Source organism: Hymenobacter fodinae (genome assembly GCF_004745825.1).
In the GTDB taxonomy this organism is placed as follows: Bacteria; Bacteroidota; Bacteroidia; order Cytophagales; family Hymenobacteraceae; genus Hymenobacter; species Hymenobacter fodinae.
In genome coordinates, this window is record NZ_SRLA01000005.1 from 285,443 (window position 1) to 309,374 (window position 23,932).

Consider the following 23,932-nt stretch of genomic DNA (forward strand, 5'->3'; position numbering starts at 1 on the left):
CTATTAAAGGCGGGGACCGCAGCGCCCTTCCCAACAACGAGTTATTTACTTAGCCAATACCTTGCTTATCTCATGGCAACATTTAACGCTATATAATTAGTCAGAGCTTGTCATATAGGTGTTTGTTACCAAGGTATTAGTCCGTCGTATAATTTTATCTGACGCCTTCACGTCTAGTGAAAGCTGGAGTTAATACTGCCAGTTATCAATGTAACCCACTGGCCTCACAGGTCGGTCGACATCAGCCCGCATTTTGATTGTTCTGGAGCCGGCTGATATACTCTTCGTATTCATGCATAATATCAGCTGATTACCAACCAGAGCTTTACAGCACAGATTTTGGCCGATCGGCGGGGGATACGCCCCAGGTAGCACTCGGAAGGGGCCCCATTTGAAACTTGAGCGTACCACCGCGCATAAGTTGCTGATGCGTGATGTAGGACTTGGTATAGGTGCGGCCGTTGAGTGTAACTCCCTGAATGTACTTGTTAGCGGAGCTGTTGTTTTTTGTCTCGATGGTGAGCGACTTGCCGCCTGCCAGTTGAATGGTAGCGCGCTCCACGGCTGGGCTGCCAAACACGTAGGTGCCGTTGGCTGGATTGAGCGGGTAAAAGCCTAGGGTAGAGAATACATGCCACGCCGACATCTGCCCCACGTCCTCGTTGCCGATGATACCGTCGGGCTTGGCAGTGTAGAAGTTATCGGTGATGGACCGGACCTTATCGGCGGTTTTCCAGGGCTGGCCTACGTAGTTGAATAAGTACGTAATATGGTGGCCAGGCTCGTTGCCGTGGGCATACATCCCAATCAGTCCCGAAATATCAGGAGAAGCTTCCTCACCCATGCTCCCTTTCACCAGAAACAGCGAATCAAGCTTCTGGCTGAACCGTTGCTCACCCCCAAGCAGGGCAATCAGCCCCTCCACGTCTTGGGGTACCAGCCAAGTGTATTGCCAGGCATTCCCTTCGGTGAAGTCACTTTTCATATGTACTGATTTGAAGGGGTCGAAGGGGGTACGCCACTCCTTCTGGGCCACGCGGCCGCGCATAAAGCCCGCTGTTTTGTCGAAGTAGTTTCGGTAGTTCAGGGCGCGCTGGCTGAAGTAGGCATAGTCGGCCTGCTTGCCCATTTGCCGGGCCATTTGGGCAATGCACCAGTCGTCAATGGCGTACTCCAGGCCCTTCGATACGCTTTCAACTTCTCCATTAGCCGGGATAAAGCCTAGCTCTTTCACAGCTTTCAGTCCAAACTCGTCGCGCATGGCCGTGGTCTTCACTGCCTCGTAGGCCAGGGCGGCGTCAAAGCCGGTAAAGCCCTTTAAGTAAGCATCTACCACCACGGGCACGGCGCTGTAGCCCACCATGCAGTTCGTTTCGTTGCCCATTAGGTGCCACACGGGCAGCTTGCCCTGCTGCTGGTAGATGGCGAGCATGGAGCTGACCATATCGTTGACGCGCTCAGGCTGCAGGATGGTAAACAGCGGATGCGCCGCTCGGTAGGTATCCCAGAGGGAAAACGTAGTCAGGTTCGTGAAGCCTGGGTTGCGGTGCACCTGCTGGTCGGTGCCCCGGTAGTCGCCGTTGTGGTCGTTGAACACCGACGGAGCAATCATGGTGTGGTAGAGGGCCGTGTAGAAAGTCTTTAATCGAGTGTTATTGGCTTGAATCTGCACTTTTTGTAGCTCCCGGTTCCATGCAGCATCAGCTTGGGTTACCACTCGCTGAAAATTCCAGTGCGGAATTTCTGCCCGGATGTTTGCCAGCGCCCCCTCAGAGCTTACGGGAGAAATGCCCACTTTCAGCTTCACCTGCTCTCCGGCCTGCGTAGCGAAGGTCACCACGCCTTTGATGCGGTTGCCGGTGGCAGCAGGTTTGGTGTTGCCCAAGGTATCTAGCACCTGCAGGCTGGTAAAGTTTCGGATAGGCCTAGAGAAAACTGCCGCAAAGAAGAGGCGCTGATCGGTGGCCCAGCCTTTAGAGTTGCGGTAGCCTACCAGGGTACTGTCGTTGAGTTGCTCGATGTGGGTATCGGTGGCCAGGTCCCAGCCAATGCCCTGCTGCAAGTCGAACACCAGGTGCGAAGCGTCGGATTTCGGGAAGGTATACTGGTGAAAGCCTACTCGCTCGGTAGCCGTCAGCTCGGCTTTGATGTCATAGCGCTTTAGGCGTACGGCGTAGTAGCCGGGCTTGGCCTGTTCTTCCTGGTGCGAGAACAGTGATACGAGGCCCCGTTCAGGGTTTTTAACTCGGCCTTCTGTCACGCGTACCGGCCCGGTGGTCGGCATTACGGTGATGTCGCCCAGGTCGCCGATGCCGGTGCCGCTGAGGTGGGTGTGGGCAAAACCTACAATGGTAGAATCGGAGTAATGGTATCCAGAGCACCAGTCCCACCCTTCGGTGATGTTAACTGGCCCGAGTTGCACAGCTCCAAATGGCACGTTGGCACCCAGGAACACATGGCCGTGAAAGCCCGTCCCGATGTATGGGTCTACGTACCGCGTAAGGCTGGCCTGCTGCTTACTGACTGGCCCCGCTTGGCCGCTGACCAAAGGAGTACGGGTACAGGCACCTGCGGCGGCGACGCCCATTATGACACTGACGAAAAAAACGGATCGAGTATGGCGACGCATCATGGGTTAGCAGGCTTAGCGGCAAAATGAAAGCAGAATTTATAGCACAGAAGAGTTTCTAGGCCAGTATGAGCGCAGGTAGCTTCCAAATCCCGAAAGCCCGCGCCGACTATTTACTGAACTACTACTTCGTCAACGAAGAGCCAGGTATCCGGCTTAGCGGCGCCGGGCGTCTGGGCATTTTTAGCCATAACCCGGACAAATCGGGCCTTGGTTTTCTTCAGATCGGCCTGTGCTTCGCTGATGGCGGGCTTGGCCTGGGAAGTTGGCCCTGCAAACGGGGCTGAGTACACCGTTTGGTACTTCTTCCCATCATTCGACACGGCAATTTCCACGTTAGCAGGCAGCCGGATGCCGGAGCCCACGGCCTGCAGGAAACTGGCTTTTACAGTGTTGATGTCGGTGACTTGTTGCAGATCGAGCGTGGCTACCAGATCGGTGCCGTAGAAGCCTAGCCACTGCCCGTCGGCGTGGCTAGTGGAGCCTTTCTGCCCGTCAACCAACGTAAAAGGCCCTGTACCTCTGTAGCTTTTGTTGGGCTCGTTTACCAAGGTTACTGGCGTGGCAAAGGCCTTGTGCCTGAGCAGCTCCCGAGTGGTGACTTTACCCATCAGCTTGTCACCTTCAATGGATGCCGCTTTAATAACGGCCGAGCTAGCCACCGTAAACGGCTGGGTATAGGCCGGTGAAGAAGCCGTAGGTGTCGAGCCATCCAGGGTATACACAATCTGCGGACCGGCGGCATCCATCTGCAGCGTAACTAGGGTAGTGCGTTGCGCTGGGTCGAGGGTAAGCTGCTGCCGCACGTTGTAGGCACTACGGGAGTAGTTGGCTCCCCAGGCTTGGTAGCGGCGGTATTGCTGCTGCATGCGCTGCTGGAAGCTAGGCCAGTCCCGCTGCTTGGCGGGCGTCCAGAGCACCTCCGCCAGCGCCGACATGCGCGGAAACGCCATGTACTCTACCTGTTGCTCCGAGGGGATATACTCGGTCCAGATGTTGGCCTGCCCGCCTAAGATGTACTTCCGCTCCGTAGCCGTAAGTTCCTGGGGCGTGGGCTCGAAAGTATATACTTTGGAGAGGGGCAGGTAGCCCCCAAACGATAAGGGTTCTAGGCCTGCCTCGCCCTGGGCGTGGTCGAAGTAGGCGTAGGTGCCGGGCGCCATTACCACGTTGTGCTGCTGCCGGGCCGCCATAATGCCTCCTTCCAGCCCCCGCCACGACATAACGGCCGCGTTGGGCGCTAGGCCACCTTCCAGAATTTCATCCCACCCAATAATGCTCTTGCCTTTAGCATTCACGAACTTCTCCATGCGCTGCACAAAGTAGCTCTGCAGCTCGTGCTCGTCCTTTAGGCCTTCAGCTTTCATGCGGGCCTGGCACTTGGGGCAGTTATGCCAGCGGGTTTTGGGCGCTTCATCGCCGCCGAGGTGCACAATCTTGCCGGGGAACAAAGGCATTACTTCCGTTAGCACGTCTTGCAAGAAGCTAAATGTCTGCTCGTTGCCAGCGCAGAAAATGTCGTCGAACACGCCCCATAGCCCCTCCACCTTAAACGGCCCACCGCTGCATGACAGTTCGGGGTAGGCCGCCAGGGCCGCTACTGCGTGGCCGGGCATCTCAATTTCCGGCACCACCGTGATGTAGCGGTCTTGGGCGTACTTCACCACGTCCTTAATCTGCTCCTGCGTATAAAAGCCGCCGTAACGGATGTTATCGAACTGGTGGGGCTGATCGGAGTAGTGCCCAATGAGCGTACCGTCGCGCCACCCACCTACAGAGGTAAGCTTAGGGTACTTCTTTATTTCAATGCGCCAGCCCTGGTCATCGGTGAGGTGCCAGTGAAAGGTGTTCATCTTGTGCAAGGCCAGATAGTCGATGTACTTCTTGACGAACTCTACCGGAAAGAAGTGACGGCTGACATCTAGGTGCATGCCGCGCCACTGGTACCGTGGCTTGTCGAGCACCTCCACCGTTGGCAAGCTCACGGCCGCAGCCGGGCGCTGCGGAGGCAGCAGCTGCCGAATGGTTTGCAGGCCTCGGAATACGCCCTGGGGACTGCTGGCGGCCAGCATAATCTGCGTGGGCTGCACGCTGAGCGCGTACCCTTCGGCGCCCAGGCTATCGAGAGCAGGCCGCAGGGTTAGGTAAATGCCGCTGGATTTTTTCTTACCTGGCCTAGCTCCTACTACCTGCGGCTGTACGCCCGCGCTGCGCAGCAGGTCTTGGCTTAACATCTGCCCAATGCGGCGCAGCTCCTCATTTTTGGCGTCGACGTAGATGGTGGTGGCCGGCGTGAGGGCAAAGCTGCCGCTGCCTACCTGAAGGCTCGCAGGTAGCGGAATAATCGATTTAGCAGATGCTGGTGAAGGAATTTGCTGCGCGGTAGCCGAAGCCCCATATAGGCCTAACAAGATGGGCAACGACAGCCAGGTTTTCTTTCTCACAGAGACGGAACGGATTGAGATGGGGAAAGCAGATCTTGCTTGAGATGGCACAGGGCGGCGGCACCCAAAACGGCCGCGTTTTCAATGGTGGAAGGGGCAATAACCAGCCGTTCTACCACATGCTTAAAGGGAAACTCCCGTAGGCTCTCCTCGAGGCCACCCCGGAAATACGCAAAGCACTTGCTAACCGAGCCGCCCAGGAGTATGGCCTGGGGCGCAACTGTGAATAGCATAATTTTGATGGCATTGCCCAGGTGCCGGCCGTACTCCGTCAGCACTTCAAGCGCGGCGGGGTTGCCTTGCTGGGCCAGCGCGTACCACTCAGCGCCCGACCGCCCGGTTTGCTGGCTGAAGAACTTGCCGCTGCAGTAGTCCTCCACTGTTTTGTCGAGGTAAGGCACGCAGCCGAATTCTCCGGCGCTGGAAAGCACGCCGGCATATAGGTCATTATTAAAGATGAGCCCTGCCCCTACTCCAGTCCCGATTACCAGGCCTATCAGATGGGCGAATGGCTGCCCTTGCCCGTACATTTTCTCGCCAACGGCAAAGGCGTTGGCATCGTTGGCGAGATACACGGGCTGACGGAACCGGCTTGATAAGTACTGCTTGAGTGGCACCTGCTGCCAGGACGGAATATTCTGCACGTTGTACACGATGCCCTGTTGCTCATCCACCAGACCCGGCGTACCAATACCAATTCCGGCCACCTCGTCGTCGATTAGTTCTTCCAGATTGTAGGCCAGTTCCGCCAATATCTGCTCCTGCGGGGCCGTGGCAGCGGTTTCAAAGCGTTTTTCCTGGACGATGGCTCCGTTTTGCACCACGCCCATATGAATCTTCGTGCCCCCGATGTCGATGCCGATGTATTTGGTGGTATGCATGCAGGTTTCGTCCGTTTACTTGCTTGAGGCGAGGCTTTGCGCTTTAAATTACTGATTAGGATAGGTGCTGAGCTAAAATATTTACAAAAGGACAGCAGAAAGAACAAAAGAGAGCAGCTCATTGCCTCGCTAGGCCAGTCTACCGGGTAGCAGATTGGGCTAGCTGTATAGCGTTGGCCACGTTGAAGGAAGCCTGCAGCCGAATGTCATCGGATGAGGCCCCTATCATCAGGGTGAAAGCTCCCGGCTCCACGGCCCAATGCATTTGTTGGTTGAGCAGCATCAGGTCTTCGGCCGTCAGCTCAAACACCACTTCTTTCTGCTCCCCGGCCTTTAAATTGAACCGCTCAAACTTCTTTAGCTGCTTGCTGGGCGTGACTACGGAGCTTACCTCATCGCGCAAGTAGAGCTGGGCCACTTCGTCGCCGGCGCGGGCACTAGTGTTTTTCACCTTGAACCGTACCGTTACGTTCACCGCGCCGCTACCTTCAGTGGCGCTGACCTGCAAGTCAGAATACTCGAATTTGGCGTAGCTTAGGCCGAAGCCGAAGCTGTAGAGTGGCCTAGCATCCAGTTCCACGTAGCTCTGCCGAGCGGGGCGCGGCGCATTGTAGTAGACGGGTAGCTGCCCCACGTGTTTGGGCACGGAAATAGGCAGGCGGCCCGCCGGGTTATAGTCACCGAAGAGCACGTCGGCGACGGCGTTGCCGCCCTCCTGGCCGGGGTACCAGGCATCAAGCAAAGCGGGAACGTGGGCCGCCATCCAATTCAGGTTCAGCGGCCGGCCCTTGATGAGGACTACCACTACCGGCGTACCGGTTTGCACCACGGCCTGCAACAATTCCTGCTGCTTACCCAGCAGCTCCAGGGTGGCCCGGTCATAGCCTTCGCCGCTTTCCATGTCGCTGAGTACCTCGGGGCCGGCGGAAGTGACGGTAGCCGCACCGGTGCTTTGATATTCGGTTTTGAAGTCGCGGGCACTGGAGCCACCAAGCACGACCACGGCCACCTGAGCCTGCCGGACGGCGGCCACGGCGGCCGCAATGTCTGCGCTCGTGGTATCCCGAATGGCACAGCCTTTCACATAGGTAACCTTCGTAGTAGCCGACACCTTAGCCCGGATGCCTTCCAGCACCGTAACGATGTTGCTCTCGGGCTGGGGCGCGGTATAGTCGCCGAGCTGGTTGTAGAGGTTATCAGCATTAGGGCCAATGACAGCAATACGCTGCAGCGACTTTGACAGCGGCAGCAGGTTTTGGTTGTTCTTGAGCAGTACTACCGATTCTTGTGCCACCCGCCGGGCCAGCTGTACGTGCGCCGGGCTTTTAACCTGCCGGGCCGCCCGACGAACATCCACATAGGGGGTTTCAAACAGTCCCATGTCAAATTTCAGGCGCAGCACCCTGCTTACCGCCCGGTCTAGCACCTCTCCTGAAACGAGCTGTTGGTTGATGGCTTCCAGAAGCGCTTTGTCATAGCCATACCCGCTCAAGTCATCGTCGAGGCCGGCGTTGATGGCCAGGGCTGCGGCTTCTGCGGGCGTGGCTGCCACGTGGTGGCTCGTCGCTAGGCCACTAATGCTGCCTAGGTCCGAAACCGTAAAGCCCTGAAAGCCCCACTGCCGACGCAGCACCTCGGTAAGTAGAAACTCGCTCGCGGTGCAAGGCACGCCATCAATAGAGTTATACGAGGTCATAATGGAAAGCACTCCGGCTTTCACAGCGGCGTGCACTGGCGGCAGAAAGCTTTGGTACAGCTCCCGGTAGCCCGTGCTGTTGCCGCCGCCATTATGCCCTCCTTCTGGCACGCCGTAGGCAGCAAAATGCTTGAGCGTGGAAATGACGTTGACGCCACTTTTCAAGCTCTGGCCCTGTAGGCCTGTCACCATAGCCACGCCCAGCTGGCTGGTGAGCACGGGGTCTTCGCCGTAGGTTTCCTCCACCCGCGACCAACGCGGTTCCCGGGCCAAATCTAGGACCGGTCCGTACCCGATGTGGCCGCCCTGTGCCCGCACCTCCTGAGCAATGGCCGCGGCCATGCGTTGCAGCAAGGCGGGGTTCCAGGTGCTGCCCTGGCCAATTGCCGTAGGAAACACGGTGGTACCAATGGCCATGTGGCCGTGCGGGCATTCCTCGGCCAGAAACAGCGGAATGCCCAACCGCGTGTGCTCCACGGCATACTTCTGCAGAGCGTTGGTGGCTTCGACGGCCTGGGTAGGGTTCAGGCCGGTGGCTAAGGTCTTTTTGGTCCAGGGGTCGGCACGCAGCGTAGCCCACAGCCCCCCGATGTGGCGCTCAGCCAGGGCTTTCTTGTAGGCCTCACTCACGCCAACCCGCGCGCCTTCTTTCTGGTACATCTCCCAGCCCAGCACGGTGGCAAGCTGCCCCACCTTCTCCTCTACCGTCATCCGCCCGAGCAGATCCTTTACCCGTGCTTCAGTAGGTGCCTTGCGGTCTTTGTACACTGGCCTAGCATTCTGGGCATAGGCCACCGTACCGATGAAATACAACCCGAGAACTACGTATTTACGCATGGAATAAAGGTGGTAACTCGTTGGGCATGAGGAAGGGTGAAACGAGCAGGGCGTAAAGCAAATTGGAGGTTTGCGCTAGCTAGAATTGGCGCTACTCAGCCGTGAAGGCAAAGGCCAGAGCTGGATATGCTCCCGCCTGTTGGGCCAGGGCTGGGGGCAAGCTAATCTGCACGCGGTTGCCTTGCCGGGTCCAGGCCACCTTTTTACCGGTTTGCAGCAGGGTTATCTTACTGCCTTTCCGGGGGATGTTGCCCGTCCAGGTAATGGTAGTTGGGGTGGGCTTGTTTTCGGGTAAGCAGGCAATGGCGTAGCGGGTGCCCGTGGGGCCCTGGGTGAAGTAGGTGCTGCCGTCCTGGTACTGCGCGGTGGTGCGGGTGTTGTAGATGGCGGAGCCGTTTACCTTCAGCCACTGGCCTACAACTCGTAGCCGGGTCACGGCTTCGTTGGCTAGAGTACCGTCTGGTTTTGGGCCCACGCCCAGCAGCAGGCTCCCGCCTTTGGCTACTACTTCCACCAAGGAGTGAATGATGCGGGTGGGCGACTTGTACTCATCGTTGGGCACGTACCCCCAGTTGTTGGCCAAGGTCAGGCAGCTCTCCCAAGGGGCATCGAGCTTATGGTCGGGTACCCGCTGCTCGGGCGTTTGGTAGTTTTCGTAGGGGCCATGCACGGTGCGGTCGACCAGGAGCAGGCCGGGCTGGGCCTGGCGGGCCATGGCGGCAATACGGGGCATGTTCACATCTTGGCTGAACTCGGGAATGGGTGCGCCCCAGGAGCGTACCTCGGCATTCACCGTTTCGCGGGGCCGCACCCACCCTCCATCCAGCCACAGTATATCCAGGGCGCCGTAGTCGTGCATCAGCTCCCTGATTTGATTGTACGTGAACTCCTGGTACTGCTTCCAGCGCCACGGGTACTTCCGGATGTCGTAGTTTACATTACGGTCGGGAGTGGCGTACCTAGGCCACCAGAAGTTCGGAGAGTGCCAGTCAGGTTTCGAGAAATAAGCTCCCACCATAAAGCCTTGCTGCCGAAAGGCCTCAAACACGTACTTGGTTACGTTGGCCCGCGGATTACTGCCGAACGGGCCGTGGGTGATGCTAAAGTCCGACTGCTTGGTGTCGAACATGGCAAACCCGTCGTGGTGTTTGGTAGTGAATACCAGGTAGCGCATGCCCGCCTGTTTGGCCACGCTGGCCCACTGCTCAGGGTTAAAGTTTATGGGATTAAACTGTTGGCTCAGGCCCCAGTACCACTTTTTGTAGTCCTCATAGGCCACGGTGCTGTCGCGCTCAATCCAGCTTTCCGAGCACAGCTGCCACGACTCAATGATGCCGGGCACGGCGTACAAGCCCCAATGCAGAATCAGCCCAAATTTCTGGTCGCGCCACTTTTCCAGCTTTTGCTGGACCAGCGGGTCGGTGGGTGCCTCATACTGGATTGACTGCTGATGAACCCCTTGGTCCTGGGCGCGTAGGGGCAACGCCGCCATCACGGTGCATAAAACAAAGGCCTGGGCAGCTTGCTTGAGAACCATACGCTGTGGTTAGGATAAGATGAAAGCTGATTGAGCCCAGCAACGGGTAGTGCATTCCACTCAGGGGGTAAATAGGCCGTGGCCTAGCCAAGAGCACGCAGTTGCGCAACCAACTCCTGCACAATGGCCGAATCGGTTTCCCAGCGCGGTGCGTCAAACTCCGTAGCCTTTGCGGCAGGCGGCGAGGCCAGTTGCCGTTTGGCGCTGGCGTGAAACTCCTGCGCCCCAGTGCTCCACACCAGATCTTGAATAGTAGCTGGCGTAACACCCGAGCCCGGCATAATGCTGATACGGCCGGCGGCCTGCTGCACCAAGGCAGCCAGTTGCCGCTGCCCTGCTGGCGCAGTGGCTTGGCCGCCAGACGTCAGAATGCGCTGGCAGCCCAGATTGATAATGTCTTCCAGCGCCTTCGCTTGATTGGGGCAGGCATCGAAGGCCCGGTGAAAAGTGACCGGCAGCAACCCGGCCGCATCTATCAGACGCCGGCAAGCCTCCATGGCAACGTGGCCCTGCTCATCCAACGCCCCGATGACTACGCCCGCACAACCTAGCGTCCGGCATTGCCGAATGTCGGCGACCATAATAGCCAGTTCCTCCGCATCGTAGCTGAAATTTCCTGGGCGCGGCCGAATCAGCACAAAAACAGGAATGGTAAGCTGAGCCAGCACCCGCTCAATGGTACCATATGAGGGCGTAGTGCCCCCCTGCTCCAGATTCTGGCACAGCTCCACCCGGTCGGCACCCCCGGCCTGCGCAGCCACAGCCGACTGCAACGAGCCCGCGCAGATTTCCAAAACCGGCTGGCTCATTTAAGCAGGTACTCGGCCTGAATGAGCTGCTGCTGGTTCTGAGCATCACATACAGCGTAGCTGAAACCTTTTTGCAAAGCAAAGGCGCCGTGCTGGCCCTGGGCGCTAATGGCAATAAAGCACACCTGAATATCCTTAGCCTTGTCTCCTTTAATGCGGGCCACGCGCTCAATAGCTGCCTTGCACGCTGCTTTCGGTGCCATGCCCTGGCGCATGAGTTCCACCACCGTGTGCGCCCCGGCAATGCGAATCACATCCTCGCCCTGGCCCGTGGCAGCGGCGGCTCCCACGGCATTATCCACGAACAGGCCAGAACCAATCAGGGGTGAGTCGCCGAGGCGGCCGCGCATCTTAAATCCCATACCACTGGTGGTGCAGCTGCCGCTGAGGTTACCCTGGGCATCTTGGGCCAGCATGGCAATGGTATCATGGTTGTTGGCGCCACCAACCGGGCCCACCTGCTTTTTGCTACCCGAGTTTTCAATGTTGACCACGGGCTTATACTGGCTGGTCTTGAGCCATTCTTTGTAGGCCTGCTCGGCATCGGGGCTAAGCTTTTGGGGCTCCAAGGGGAAACCCTGAGCCACGGCAAACTGCTGAGCCCCTTCTCCCACCAGCATCACGTGCGGGGTGCGCTCCATTACGCGCCGGGCCACACTAATAGGGTGTTTAATGCGCTCCAGAGCTGCCACGCTGCCGCAGTTGAACTGCTCATCCATAATGCAGGCGTCCAGCGTCACAATACCTTCCCGGTCGGGGTTGCCACCCAGGCCTACGCAGCAGTTCTGCGAGGCTTCCGTTACCATCACCCCTGCTTCCACCGCATCCAGTGCGCGGCCCCCTTTGCTCAGCACTTTCCAGGCTCCCAGGTTGGCCGCTAGGCCAGTATCCCAAGTAGAAATAACCAGCGGTTTGCCTTTGGCTGGTGCGGGAGGTAGGCTAAGCGCCTCCACAGACGGACTGGCCGCCAGGGCAGCAAGGCCAGCAGCAGATGAGGTAATAAACGAACGGCGTGTAGACATAAGGAAGAAAGTCAAAGTCGGCTCCCTCAAAGAAACTGATTTCCCCGTGATGTTACACACCCCGGCCAGGCCTGGCATCCGTGGCAGTGTGTTTTAGGCAACTCCTCCACTCACTAATCGATTGCCTTATGGTTGTTTACATTCCAGTACATCCTTGTTAGATGGCACAACCCGATGGGTTTACCAATCTTCTAACCAAGATGCCGCGGAAGCTAAACTTACTCCCTATGCAGGGGCAAGCTCACCTTCCGCGGCATATGTTTTTTCACTCGATTTTACCCGAAGTTAGAAATCATTAGGTCTAGGTCACCTCGTCTCAACACCCTCACCCGTCGAGTGGCATATGAGTTACCTGCTGTGCTTGCACGGGTTAGAACCTGCCATGTTTCTATTGCGCTGATGGTGGCGGGGTCTTGCTGCCCCAGGTTTTGTTTGGCTGGGGGCCCATGGTAAATACCAGCTTGCCGCCCTTCATCAGCTCGTCGCGGTAGAGCCAGCAGTTAGCCAGTGGTTTGCCATTTAGCTCCGCCGACTGCACGTACAGGTTTTGCTTCGAGGTGTTCTTAGCCTCAATTACCAGCTTTTTTTGGTTGCCGAGCTGGATGGTAGACTTGCTGAAGATGGGGCTCCCGAGTTCAATGATGGGGCGGGCATCAGTAAAGCCCTTCACGTCGAACAGGCCTAGGGCCGTGATGACGTACCAGGAGCCCAGCTGGCCCTGATCTTCATCTTGGCCGTAGCCGTAGCCGTGAATGGGCTCGGTGCCGTAGAACTCGTCGCAAATCTGGCGAGTCCATTTCTGCGTCAGCCAGGGTTGGCCCGAGAAGTTGAACAGCCAGCTGATGTGCAGACAGGGCTGGTTGCCGTGGTTATAGATGGCATTGACGCCGGCAAAGGCATCTATTTCTTTGCCACCGCCAAAGCCCGTTTTGGCCGACGCCGTGAAAATACTATCGAGGCGATTGTTGAATTTGTCGCGACCTAGGGCCGCAATGAGGCCAGCGGGGTTTTGCGGCACGTAGAAGGTGTATTGCATAGCATTGCCCTCCTGGAAGCCGCGCCAGGGCTCAAAGGGCTTAAAGTTGCTCGCGAAGGTGCCATCGGCTAGCTTAGGCTGCATGAGCTTACTTTGCGGGTTCAGGATAGCCTTCCACCCATTAGAGAGCTTGATGAGCCGTTCATAATCGGCCTTTTTGCCTAGAGATTTCGCCATCTGAGCGGCGGCAAAGGCACTGTAGCTGTACTCCAGGGTGTGTGAGTTGGAGAAGTACGAGCCCGTTGAGTCGGTCTTGTACCACTCGCCCTGATACTGCTTGTACTCCTCCTTGAAGGGAACGTATCCGTACTGCGTGAAGGCCTTCACATCCATCTTGCCCGAGCCAAAGGCTCGGTTGCGGTAGTTCAGCTCGTTGGCGCGCACGGCCTCGTAGGCCAGGTTCACATCGTAGTTGCGGATGCCTACCTGGTAGGCGCCGGCCACGGCCAACCCCACAAAGTTGGTTCCCACTCCTGATATGTATTCGCTGTTGGCTATACCGTCGCCAAACCAGCCTTTGTCGCGGTACAATTGCAATTCAGTATTCACGTAGTTGCCGTACCACTCGGGGTAGCTCAGCGCCCACAGTTGCGTCAGGTTCCAGTAGCCTCCCCAAATGGCATCGGTATTGATGAACTCGGGCTTGGGGCCGGAGCCGCTGGCCACCAACTGGCCTACCTGGCCGCCGTGCTTGGGGTAGGCCCCGTCCACGTCGCTGGCAATGCCGCGCCCCAGCAGGGCATGAAACAGACCCGTGTAGAACTTGGTCTTGTTCTGCTCATCGGGGCCCTCCACCGCAATTTTGCTTAGCTCCCGTTGCCAGGTGGCTTGCGCGGCGGTACGGGCCTGTTCGAAGGTAAGGCTGCGCGCTTCGGCCTGCAGGTTGGCCTTGGCATTAGCAATGGACGTGTACGAGAGGCCTACCTTCAGCTCTATCTTCTCCTGCGCATTGGTGCGGTAGTTCAGGAACAGCCCGGCGCCTTTGCCAGTAGCTGAGTTTTGCTTTTCCTGGATACCTGCGGCCGTGAAGGCGCCCACGCTGGCTGGGGCCTTACTGATTTCTCCGTAGAAGTACATGTTTACCTTGCCGGAGGGGTCGTAGGTTTTTACATACTTCGGATAGGTACTCACGTAGCCCTCTACGTGCGTGGCGTCCACCATCCGGATGCTGGCGTCGGTCACTTCGCCGCTCTCACCCTGGGTATTGCCAATATCGAGAATGAGGTGAGCCTGGTCGTTCTTCGGGAAAGTGTACCGATGGAAGCCCACACGCTTGGTAGCGGTTAGCTCGGCTGTGATACCATAGTCATCGAGCAGCACGCGGTAGTAGCCCGGCTCGGCCACCTGATTCTTGCGGTCGAAGCGCGAGCGGTAACCGGTTGCGGGTCCGTCTAGGTCACCAGGCTTCACGCGCAGCTCGCCCGTTGTGGGCATAAAGCTTACGCCGCCTACTTGCCACTCATGAAAGTGCACAAACCCCTCAATGGAGTTCTGGCGGGTATCGTAGCCCACGGCTTCCCAGCCCGAGGCGTTGCCATAGTGGCCGTTGGTTGATGGCGCCAGCTTGGCCATGCCGTAGGGCACGGCCGCCGGGGTGTAAAAGAACCACCGGCTGTGCGCGGTACCAATGTTGGGGTTTACGTACTTCAGCACGCTTTGGGCGCTGGCTTCGCCCGCCGCCAGTAGCAGCGCCAATGACCATGCGCTGGCTGTGAAAGTCAGTTTCATACAAGAAGTTTAGGAAGTGGAGGCCTGAAAAAATGCCCGCGCCCGGCCCCACTAGCCAAGCGCGGGCTGACTAGGCCGCATCCCACGAGCAGCCTGGCCTTTTCGCCTTCAGAATATCAGTTGTGCAGCTACAGGAGCTTGCGGGCCTGTAAGTCGGCTAGTACTTCAAACATCATTACCCCACTCAGCTGAGTTGACCCGTCCACGGTACCACCCGGCTGAGCCGTCCAGCTGGTGTTGAACATGTATTGGGGCCTACGCATGCCTTGTTTGTAGAGACTCTCGCCGTTGAACTTCAGAAACGCAATGTACTTGGCACGGGTAGCCTCATTCACGGCGGGCTCAGTGGCCAAGAGGGACAGGTAACGTACCAGTACCCCCTTAAACAAGCCACCGTCTCCGCCCCCTTCATCCCGCAGAATACCACCGGGCGAAAGCTGGCTGTCGTTGAGCACATAACCCGCGGTACGGTTGGCATCATCGAGGTACGTGCTCTGCTGCGTGGCGCGGTAGAGCTCTAGGCCAGCGCCCAGAAATACACCCTGATTATAGCTGAAGCGCCAGTCCTTGTCCGTCTGCCCGTTGCCCTGGCGGTTCACGCCATCCCAAACGGCTCCCGTAGTCGGGTCGACCAAGGTCTTTTTCTGCCAGTCGTAGATTTTCGTGGCCCAGGCCAGATCATCGGGGTTGCGGTCGAGCATGTAAAGACGGGCCGCCAGAATAGCCACCGGGGCATTGGCCGGGGTGTTTTTATAGTCGAGCTGCGACTTGCGCCAGGCAATGCCTCCGCCTTGCGTGGTGTTCCAGCCGGTTTTGAGGTCGGCCCAGAGCAGCTGCGCCGTGGCTTTGTACGATGGGTCCTTAGTGACTTGGTACGCCCGCAGATTCGCTAGGGCGTGCCAGGCCATATCGTCGTAGAAGTTGTTGAGGTAAGTGTTACCGTTCTTCTTCTTCGCCCCCTGCTGTAGCTGCTGCAGCTTCGTAAGGTAGTCTTGGGAGGTGGTGCGCTGGTACGCATCCAACAGCACATCGATGCCGTGGGCCTGCCACCAGTAGTTGAAGTCGGGCTTGCCGAGGTTGTTCTGCAGGTAATACTGGTCGGTGGGTGCCCAGAAGTTCTGGTGGAGCGCCGCCTGCGCAGAGTCGGCACGCGCGGCCCAGTTGGCCACCGCCGCGGTGGGCGTTGGAGCCGGGGGCGTAATCATGTCATCCACGGGCTCGTGGCAGGCGGCCAGCACCAACAGGCCTAGCAGCAGGTGGGCTTTGCCTCGGAAAAGCAACATAGCAGTAGAACTAAAATCTTGTAAAAAGCCGGGCTGCACCTTAGCGTACGGTCACTTGGTGAGTGTAGGCGGCGGGCTGCATCATCACCGTGATGTCCACGCTCTTGCGGTCGGCGGCGGCGGCAAACTTGAACGTGTTGTTCCACTGATCATCAGCTACCGGCACAATGTTGAAGTAGGCAGCGGCTGTGGTAGCCGTGGGCGGTACGTTGTCGGTGTTGGTGCTACCGTACTGGCGGGCCGTCACTTTGCCGGCCATGTCCTTTTCCGAGAAGATGAACTTGTAACGCTCGTCACGGCCCCAGCTGAACTGGAAGAACTCGATGGGCGTGTTCTCAATTTTCCATACTCCTTTGCCCACGTACGGCAAGGTCACGGTTACCTTATTCTGCGCCGAAACCCACAGGCCTACCGACTGGATTTCGGTGAGGATGGCCGAGCCATTGTTGAAATCAAGGGTCATGCGATAAACGCCAGCCGTGGTGGCAGGGCTGGTGGTAGTGTTGCCCTGCAGCAGTTTGTTGCCGCTGACGTAGTAGCTGGTGGGCGTACCAGTCGTCTGATCCACAATTTTTACGTCGCCGGCCGAGAGCTTGGTGTACAGCTCAAACACCCCCGCCGATACGCGCTTGAACGGCATGGCCTGGCCTAGCGTAGCCCCAGCCTCCGTGCCCGAGCCGGTCAGGTACAGGTTGCCCGGAATTACGGAGAAGCCAGCGGGCCGCTCTACCTGAATGGTGCGCGCAGCAGAAGCGGGTAGCACGTTAATGCCCTTGGAGGCATTTACTCTCCACTTCATTTTACCCTGGGCCTGGGCGGGGATGCCCGCCAGATTGGCAATTTTATTCAGGTCGCCGTGGCTTAGCACCAGTTTGGTATCTAGGCCATTGGTGCCCGATACGGTGCTGTAAACTGGGGCCGAGAAGTCGCCATTCTCCTTGTCAAACAGCACTTCGTACAGTACCAGCGTGCCGTCTGCTGCGCGGGCTTGGCTCCACTCGAAGGTTACGGCCGCATTCGACGGCGGATCAAGTTTCACCAGGCTGTTATCGGCGGGCGAGATGTAGTTGCTTACCGGCGTAATCGTCTCGTCGAGTTCCTGGTCATCTTTCTTACAGCCCGTGAGCAGGCCAATGAGCAGCATCAAAAGCAGCAGTGGGTGGGAATATTTTTTCATGATTATGGAGCGAGGAAAAATGCAAAAACGAAGTAAAAGGGCTACCAGCCTGGGTTTTGACTGAGTTTAGGATTGATGTCCCGTTCGCGCTGGGGCACGGGCCACAGGTAATGTTTGGCGGGGTCAAACGTGCGCTGGTCTACCCGCAGGTAGCCGTTGTCCACGTTCGGGTCGCCGGCCTTGATGCCGTGGGCGTATCCGTTGAGCGCCGTTTGGGCCGTGCGCCAGCGGCGCAGGTCGAAAATGCGCAAGCCTTCCATGGCCAACTCACTGCGCCGCTCGCGCCGCACAATGGTTTGCAGGCTGGCTTTGTCGCCGCCTGGGAAGGCTAGCGCGGCAGGGTCGGTGAAACCCGCCCGACGCCGTAGCGCCCCAATGGTACGGTCCCAATCTGCCGCGCCGAGCTGGCCTAGCTCGTTTTTGGCCTCAGCGTGCATGAGCAGTACATCGGCGTACCGAACCAGAATCAGGTTTAGGCCCGAGTTGAGGTTAGCATCGGCGGTGGGGTCAAAGTACTTGGCCACGTAGTAGCCCGTGGGGCTGGCATCGGCCCGATCCACAGAATTATCGCCGGTGCCGGGCAGGGTGCGAATGAGGATGCTCGACCCATCGGGGCGCTGCCACCGGTAACCATCGTAGACTAGTGTGGCCGCGAAGCGCGGGTCGCGCCCTACGTAGGGCGTCGCTTCGTTGTAGCCAGAGCCGGCCTCGGTAATGGCCTTACCATTAGCCATCACGTAGCTGTTCACCAGCTCTTGGGTGGGCGCAATGGCGCAGATCAGCTTACCCTCGGTGCGCGGGATGAAGAACCGCTGCTCAGAGTGGGTGCGCGAGGGAAACAGATACTGCAGGTCCAGCATCACTTCGCTGTTGCCCTCGTTGTTGGGCGAAAAAATACCTGCGTAGCTGGAAAAGAGGCTGTAGGCACCGGCCTGGTTGTTCATAATCTGCTCCGTTACGGCAACCACGTCGGCCCAGCGGCTTTCGTAGAGCAGCACCCGGGCTTTCACGGCCAGCGCGGCTCCCTTGGTGAAGCGCCCCCGGTCCTCAGCGGCGTAGGCGGTATTCAGGGGCAGGTCGGCGGCGGCCGCATCCAGCTCCTTCAGCACGAAGTCCAGCACCTCTGCGCGCGGAGTGCGCACCACGTCGGCGGCCGCCGTCACGCTGATTTCATCCGTGATGAGCGGCACGTCGCCGTACCAAGTCAGCAGCTGAAAGTATTGGTAGGCACGCAGTGCGCGGGCTTCCGCCTGGTAGCGGGCCTTGAGGCCTCCTTCCAGGTTAGGAATCTTGTTGATGTTGGCCAGCAGCTGATTGCACTTGCGGATACCGCTGTAGTGGTAGCCCCACTCGTTAGTAATACGCTGCTGGTTGGTGCCGTAGGCCCCTTCGGCGATGTTGCGGGCGTTGGAGCCGTTTACGTCGCTTTTGTTGTAGGCATTATCCGAGAGCACCTCGTTGAAGAAGAAATACTCGGAGTTGTAGAGGTTTTCGTAGGCCGTAGCCAGCACGTTGGCTGCATCGGCTGGCTGCTGCCAGAACGTAGCGTCGGTGGGGCGGTCGGTGGGCGGCAGGTCAAGCTCTTGGCAGGCCGAGAAACCAAAACTCAGCCCAAGCCCAAGCAGTAAAGTATTGCGAAAATTGCGGTTCATCTGAGTGGGAATGGAGGTTAGAGAGAAATGTCGAGGCCTAGCGTCAGGACTCGCACGGCGGGGTACACCCGGCCACTACTGCCCCGTCCTCCCCCAAAGCCCACACTCTCGCTGAATTCGGAGATTTCCGGGTCAAACCCGATTTTCTTCAAGTGACTGATGGTGAATAGATCCTGGCCCGAAGCAAAGATGCGCAGGCGCTGAACAGCGGCCTTTTTCGTAAGCGTGGCGGGCAGGGTGTAGCCCAGTTGCACGTTCTTGAGGCGGGCGTAAGCGCCGTTGCGCAGCCAGTAATCCGAGCCTTGGTTGTTGTTAGTGGAGGCCGTACCGATGGTCAGGCGGGGATAATCCGCATTCGGGTTAGTGGGGGTCCAGCGGTCGAGGTGCTGCTGGTACACGTTTTCCCAGTTGTTGTGAAAGGCTTCCACCCCCTCACCCCGAATGTAGAGGCTGCGCTTGCCTACGCCCTGCACGAATACCAGCAGGTCAAAACCCTTGTAGTCGGCGGTGTAATTAGCCCCGAAAGTGTAGCGGGGAAATGGGTTGGCCAGAATAAAGCGGTCATCCTGGTTGATTATACCGTCGCCGTTTCGGTCCACGTAACGAAGGTCGCCAGGGCGAACTGTGCCAGGAGCCACAAAGGCAGGCTTAGGTCCGGCATTCACCTCCTCAAGCGTCTGGTAGAAACCGTTAGTGCGGTAGCCGTAGTACGAGTTGATGGGGAAGCCTTCACGGATGATGTTGGTGGCGTCACCGCCCCGGATGGTTTCTACTCCCTTGGTATCAAGCACGGTATTGCGGCTGTCGGCCGCGTTCAGGCTCAGGCTCTGGTTGAAGCCGCCTTCGGTGCGCATCCGGTAGGTGGCCGTAACTTCCCAGCCCTGGTTGCGCACTTTGGCTGCATTCTGGGTGGGCGCCCCCGCCCCGAAGGTTGCCGCCACGGGCAGATCGATGAGAATGTCGCTGGTGCGTTTATCGAAAAAGTCGACGCTGAACGACAGCGCATTCTGGAAGAAGCCAACATCTAGGCCTACGTTGCCCATGGTGGCCGTTTCCCAGGTAATATCCGCGTTGGATGTGCTGAAGTAAGATCCCGATACGGGCGTGCTGCCGAAGGAGTAGGTGCCCGGAGCCAGGCTAACGGTGCTCAGGTAGCGGTACAGGCCAATGTTTTGGTTGCCCAACTGGCCTAGGGAGCCCCGCACTTTCAGGTCGCTGAGGGTAGGCTGCAGGAAGCTTAGGAACGGCTCCTCCAGGGGCCGCCAGCCCACCGACACCGAGGGGAAGAAGCCCCAGCGCTTGTTGCTGGCAAACCGCGAGGAGCCGTCGTAGCGGAAGCTACCCTCCAGGAGGTACTTATTGGCGAAAGAGTAATTCAAGCGCCCGAATACCGAGTTAAGGGCCCACTGCTCTTGGTTGCCGTAGGTGCCGTTGGCGTGGTAGCCGCCGCTGGGGTCGTACACGCCAGCGTAGGTGGTACCATTGTTCACCACCCCGAAATCGTTTCCGGGCACGTTGATAACGTGTACACCTTGGCGGTCGTCGGTGAAGTGTTCAGTGGAGTAGCCTACCAAGGCCTGCAAGCCGTGCTTCTCGGCAAACGTGCGGTCGTAGTTGAGTACCGCCTGGTAGTTGGTTAGCAGGGTACGCTGACTGCGTTTCTGCACCGAGTTGTTGCCGTCGCCGCCAGCGGTGGGCGAGCCATCCAGGGTTACGTATTGTAGGCTGCGGGTGAATTCATCGAGCTGATAATTCCACAGGTCGCCGCCCACTATGCCCCGCAGTTTTAGTCCCTTTACCAACTCCAACTCGGCGTTCAGATTAGCGTAGCCATTGTCGTTGGAGTTGGTGCGTAGGCCACCGTTGATCAGCCGGTTCACCGAGTTACTGGTGGAGGTTGCCGGCGTTACGTAGTTGCCTTGTTCATCCTGCACGGGATAAATAACCGGGATGCGGGCCGCGTCGCTGATAATCCATTGCGAGTCGAAGGCGTGCTCCCGGGTTCCCACGTGGGCATAGGCAAAAATGGCCCCTACTTTGAGGCGGTCCGTTACTTGCGTGGTCAGGTTCAGGCGGCTGTTGAGCCGTTTGAACCCGTAGTCGTCGCCATTGAACAAGCTGTTTTGGTCAACGTAGCCCAGCGAAAGCAGGTAGCGGGTACGGCCCGTGCTGCCACTAACGCTCAGGTTGTGGTTTTGCTGCAAGGCCCGCTTTTTCAGCACCCTATCCAGGTGCCACTCATAATCGCCATGCGCGGCAAAGTCTCGCATTTGCTGGGGAGTGAACTGCGGGGCCTGTCCGGAGTTAACCAAGGCCTCATTCTTCAGTTGCATAAACTCTAGGCCAGTCACAGGCTTGCGCTGAAAGTTCGGCTCCTGCCAGCCCACCACGGTGTTGTAGCTGATAACGGGCTTCTGGTTGAGTACGCCCTGCTTGGTGGTTACCAGCAGCACACCGTTGGCGGCCCGCGAGCCATAAATGGCGGCCGAAGCAGCGTCCTTGAGCACCGTCACGCTTTCAATGTCGTTCGGGTTCAGTGCGTTGAGCGAGCCAGGAATACCATCCACAATGATGAGCGGCGAGGCATTGCCCAGCGTGCCTACCCCCCGGATGTTGATGTTGAGCCCAGCGCCCGGCTCCGCGCTATTCTGCTGAATGGTGAGGTTAGGAGAAGAACCTTGCAGCGCCTGAGCAACTGTGGTTACCGGCCGGTTTTCCAGCGTGGCCCCTCCTACCGTGTTGATGGCGCCGGTTACGTTGGCCTTCTGCTGGGTGCCGTAGGCCACTACCACTACCTCGTTCAGCGCCTGCGTGTCGTCGGCAAGGGTGACGTTGAGTTGGCTAGTCGCCCCGGTGATGGGAACTTCCTTGCGGCTGAATCCTACGAAACTGAATACCAGCACGCTGTTTTCGGGTGCTTGCAGGGTGAAGTAGCCATCGGAGTTGGTGCTGGCACCTTGCGTAGTGCCTTTCACTACAATGGTTACCCCGGGGAGGCCTGCGCCCTTGGCATCCGTCACGCGGCCTGCTACGGTCACGTCGGCCAGAAGTGGGGCTGTTGATCGGGAGGGAAGCATCAGGGCCGGATCGGCGGACCGGGCGCTTTGGTTAGCGAGAGCCCAAGCCCCCTGGGCCCGGCTGGCGCTACTGGGAACAGCGCCCAGCAGTACTGCTAAACGCACGTAGCGAGTAAAGTTTGCCATGTGATGGGTGGGAAAAATAAAGGATGTAGAGCAGAGGAATCCGCGCACCAGCTAGGCAACTCAGCCGGGAAGTGCAGGGAATGTGGGATGCGACCATGGCCTACCCTGGGCTTTAGCCAGCGGTAACCAAGTGTAGAGGGGCTCTGTGGGCGGGCACATGGCCCGGTACTCGGATAAAGGGTAGCTGCTAAGTGAACCAGCGCATTACAGTTAAAAGCTGATTCGTTTTGGGTAAAAGCGTGGGAGTTTGGTAGGTCAGGAGAGTATCTTCTTTAAAGCACCACGCCTGTTTTAGCGGTTTGAGTTAGGGCTGAAATGAGGGCAGAGACAGTGCTTAAGCACCACATCGCCACCGGTTTGTACCCCACCGCAACCGCCTGCTACGGAGTGCTGAGTAGGCAAGTATAGCTAAATCGTTTAAGCAATGTAAATAGCTGATGTGTTTATCGATGAAAATATTTCACTAAATAAACTTAATTATTTGATAATCAAATAATTACTATGAATAAATTTCTTACCTCTGCCTGCCTATTTACTGTTTGGGCAGCTGGCGAGGCGCATTTTTAGCTGGTTACTCCCTACTTCCACCCACGCTCAATCTCTTCCAGACTCCGGCCTTTGGTCTCCGGTACTGCTCGCCACACAAACAAAAAGGTCAAAGCCGACAGCCCGGCGTAGAGCCCAAAGGCGCCGGCTAGCCCCGCTGCTTTTACCAGGGACAGAAACGTATAGGATACCACCGTACAGGCAATCCAGAGGGCAACTGTAGCCACCGAGGCTCCGCGGCCCCGCACTGCATTGGGGAAAATTTCAGTTATAACTACCCATACCCCCGGCCCCAGCCCCACTGCAAAGCAGGCCACGTACAGCATAATAAACCCGAGCAACCAGGGGCCGGGCGCGCCCAGGTGCAAGGCGACTACTAAGGCTCCCAGCGCCAAGGTCATACCCCCCGAAGCCACCAGCAGCAACGGCTTGCGCCCAATCCGGTCGATAACGAACAGCGCGACAATGGTACCGGCGAAGTTGATGCCCCCAATAAGGGCGTTGGCCCCAATGGCCGATGCGGCGCTCTGCCCACTGTGCTCCGTGAAAATAATGGAGCCGTAGTAGAGAATAGTGTTGATGCCAGTAATCTGCTGCAGCACGGCCAGCACTATGGCAATCCGTAAGGGCTGCCGCAGGCGCGGCTGATACAGGTTGGCGTCCTCCCCGCGTTCGGCAGCCAGGGCGGTCTGAATTTCAGCTGCTTCCGTGGCAGCGGCTTCTGGGCCATTGAGGAGAGTAAGCGTAGTCATGGCTTCCGTTTCACGGCCCCGGCCCAGCAACCAGCGGGGGCTTTCGGGTACTAGTAGCAGCGTCACCATGAAGAGCAGAGAAGGCAAGGCCGCCGCCGCAAACATCCAGCGCCAAGAGGCCAACCCGAGCCCAGCCAGATAATAGCTGGCCACGTAGGCCAGTAAAATGCCCGTTACAATAGCCAGCTGATTCAGCGTAACCAACTGCCCCCGAATGCGGGCCGGGGCAATTTCAGCAATGTAAAGGGGCACCAGCAACGAGGCCAGCCCAATGGCTAGGCCACCCGCCAGCCGGGCTACCACAAACTCCGTGAGCGTGCGGGGCAGTGCCGCCGCCAGCGCCGAAAGCGTGAACAAGAGCGCGGCCCCAAACAGCAGGCGACGACGGCCGTAGCGGTCGGTGAGCCAGCCGGCCACGGCAGCGCCTGCTACCGCCCCAAACAGAATGCTACTTGCAGCTAGCTCGGTTTGCGAATCGGTCAGGCCGAAATCCTTCTTCAGAAATACCAGGGCCCCGTTGATGATGGCCGTGTCGAAGCCAAACAATAGTCCTCCCAATGCCGCGACGGTCGCCATCAGGTAGACGTAACCGGCTTTGCCAGTGGGGCCCACCGCTGGTGAAGGTGGCCTAGGAGGTGATTCGCGCAGCACGGAACCAGAGGACGCTTGAGTAGGCATGGCAAGTAGTAGTTAGGAGTTA

General features: G+C 58.2%; 13 protein-coding genes. All 13 read right to left on the bottom strand.

Features of this window, described 5'->3' with window-relative positions; genetic code table 11:
- Window positions 1-325: 325 nt before the first annotated feature.
- Window positions 326-2,587 (bottom strand): GH92 family glycosyl hydrolase, encoded by a 2,262-nt coding sequence (locus EU556_RS21610; RefSeq protein ID WP_135436252.1) that lies wholly within the window; start codon window positions 2,585-2,587, stop codon window positions 326-328.
- Between the two features lie 155 nt (window positions 2,588-2,742).
- Window positions 2,743-5,073, bottom strand: a complete 2,331-nt coding sequence (locus tag EU556_RS21615; protein ID WP_245327823.1) for a glycoside hydrolase family 20 protein — start codon at window positions 5,071-5,073, stop codon at window positions 2,743-2,745.
- The gene (locus EU556_RS21620) at window positions 5,070-5,954 is read right to left on the bottom strand and encodes an ROK family protein (protein ID WP_135436253.1); all 885 of its coding nucleotides are present in this window, start codon (window positions 5,952-5,954) and stop codon (window positions 5,070-5,072) included. Before EU556_RS21620 ends, EU556_RS21615 begins: the two co-directional genes overlap by 4 nt.
- Window positions 5,955-6,093: 139 nt before the next feature.
- Window positions 6,094-8,487: a glycoside hydrolase family 3 N-terminal domain-containing protein gene (locus EU556_RS21625; RefSeq protein ID WP_135436254.1), complete on the bottom strand. Its 2,394-nt coding sequence runs from the start codon at window positions 8,485-8,487 to the stop codon at window positions 6,094-6,096.
- 91 nt (window positions 8,488-8,578) lie between these two features.
- Window positions 8,579-10,024, bottom strand: a complete 1,446-nt coding sequence (locus EU556_RS21630; RefSeq protein ID WP_135436255.1) for an alpha-L-fucosidase — start codon at window positions 10,022-10,024, stop codon at window positions 8,579-8,581.
- A gap of 83 nt (window positions 10,025-10,107) precedes the next feature.
- Window positions 10,108-10,833, bottom strand: coding sequence for a copper homeostasis protein CutC (locus tag EU556_RS21635; RefSeq protein ID WP_135436256.1), 726 nt, complete (start codon window positions 10,831-10,833; stop codon window positions 10,108-10,110).
- Window positions 10,830-11,855 carry a N(4)-(beta-N-acetylglucosaminyl)-L-asparaginase gene (locus EU556_RS21640; RefSeq protein WP_135436257.1) on the bottom strand — a complete coding sequence of 342 codons (1,026 nt, stop codon included), beginning with the start codon at window positions 11,853-11,855 and terminating at the stop codon, window positions 10,830-10,832. Before EU556_RS21640 ends, EU556_RS21635 begins: the two co-directional genes overlap by 4 nt.
- 388 nt (window positions 11,856-12,243) lie before the next feature.
- Window positions 12,244-14,619, bottom strand: a complete 2,376-nt coding sequence (locus EU556_RS21645; protein WP_135436258.1) for a GH92 family glycosyl hydrolase — start codon at window positions 14,617-14,619, stop codon at window positions 12,244-12,246.
- Between the two features lie 128 nt (window positions 14,620-14,747).
- Window positions 14,748-15,902, bottom strand: coding sequence for a glycoside hydrolase family 76 protein (locus tag EU556_RS21650; RefSeq protein ID WP_210116346.1), 1,155 nt, complete (start codon window positions 15,900-15,902; stop codon window positions 14,748-14,750).
- A 40-nt stretch (window positions 15,903-15,942) separates the two neighbouring features.
- Window positions 15,943-17,079 (bottom strand): SusE domain-containing protein, encoded by a 1,137-nt coding sequence (locus EU556_RS21655; protein WP_135436259.1) that lies wholly within the window; start codon window positions 17,077-17,079, stop codon window positions 15,943-15,945.
- Window positions 17,080-17,120: 41 nt separating this feature from the next.
- Window positions 17,121-18,731: a RagB/SusD family nutrient uptake outer membrane protein gene (locus tag EU556_RS21660; RefSeq protein ID WP_135436260.1), complete on the bottom strand. Its 1,611-nt coding sequence runs from the start codon at window positions 18,729-18,731 to the stop codon at window positions 17,121-17,123.
- A gap of 17 nt (window positions 18,732-18,748) precedes the next feature.
- Window positions 18,749-21,934, bottom strand: coding sequence for a SusC/RagA family TonB-linked outer membrane protein (locus EU556_RS21665; protein ID WP_135436261.1), 3,186 nt, complete (start codon window positions 21,932-21,934; stop codon window positions 18,749-18,751).
- Window positions 21,935-22,512: 578 nt separating this feature from the next.
- A complete protein-coding gene (locus EU556_RS21670; protein WP_135436262.1) occupies window positions 22,513-23,910 on the bottom strand; it encodes a sugar porter family MFS transporter in 1,398 nt (465 codons plus the stop codon).
- Window positions 23,911-23,932 lie beyond the last annotated feature (22 nt).

What these genes read in the sequence shown, in the direction of transcription:
- EU556_RS21610 (WP_135436252.1), bottom strand. Translation starts at nt 2,587, where the DNA reads ATGGGCGTCGCCGCCGCAGGTGCCTGTACCCGTACTCCTTTGGTCAGC.
- EU556_RS21620 (WP_135436253.1), bottom strand. Translation starts at nt 5,954, where the DNA reads ATGCATACCACCAAATACATCGGCATCGACATCGGGGGCACGAAGATT.
- EU556_RS21625 (WP_135436254.1), bottom strand. Translation starts at nt 8,487, where the DNA reads ATGCGTAAATACGTAGTTCTCGGGTTGTATTTCATCGGTACGGTGGCC.
- EU556_RS21630 (WP_135436255.1), bottom strand. Translation starts at nt 10,024, where the DNA reads ATGGTTCTCAAGCAAGCTGCCCAGGCCTTTGTTTTATGCACCGTGATG.
- EU556_RS21635 (WP_135436256.1), bottom strand. Translation starts at nt 10,833, where the DNA reads ATGAGCCAGCCGGTTTTGGAAATCTGCGCGGGCTCGTTGCAGTCGGCT.
- EU556_RS21640 (WP_135436257.1), bottom strand. Translation starts at nt 11,855, where the DNA reads ATGTCTACACGCCGTTCGTTTATTACCTCATCTGCTGCTGGCCTTGCT.
- EU556_RS21645 (WP_135436258.1), bottom strand. Translation starts at nt 14,619, where the DNA reads ATGAAACTGACTTTCACAGCCAGCGCATGGTCATTGGCGCTGCTACTG.
- EU556_RS21650 (WP_210116346.1), bottom strand. Translation starts at nt 15,902, where the DNA reads ATGTTGCTTTTCCGAGGCAAAGCCCACCTGCTGCTAGGCCTGTTGGTG.
- EU556_RS21655 (WP_135436259.1), bottom strand. Translation starts at nt 17,079, where the DNA reads ATGAAAAAATATTCCCACCCACTGCTGCTTTTGATGCTGCTCATTGGC.
- EU556_RS21660 (WP_135436260.1), bottom strand. Translation starts at nt 18,731, where the DNA reads ATGAACCGCAATTTTCGCAATACTTTACTGCTTGGGCTTGGGCTGAGT.
- EU556_RS21665 (WP_135436261.1), bottom strand. Translation starts at nt 21,934, where the DNA reads ATGGCAAACTTTACTCGCTACGTGCGTTTAGCAGTACTGCTGGGCGCT.
- EU556_RS21670 (WP_135436262.1), bottom strand. Translation starts at nt 23,910, where the DNA reads ATGCCTACTCAAGCGTCCTCTGGTTCCGTGCTGCGCGAATCACCTCCT.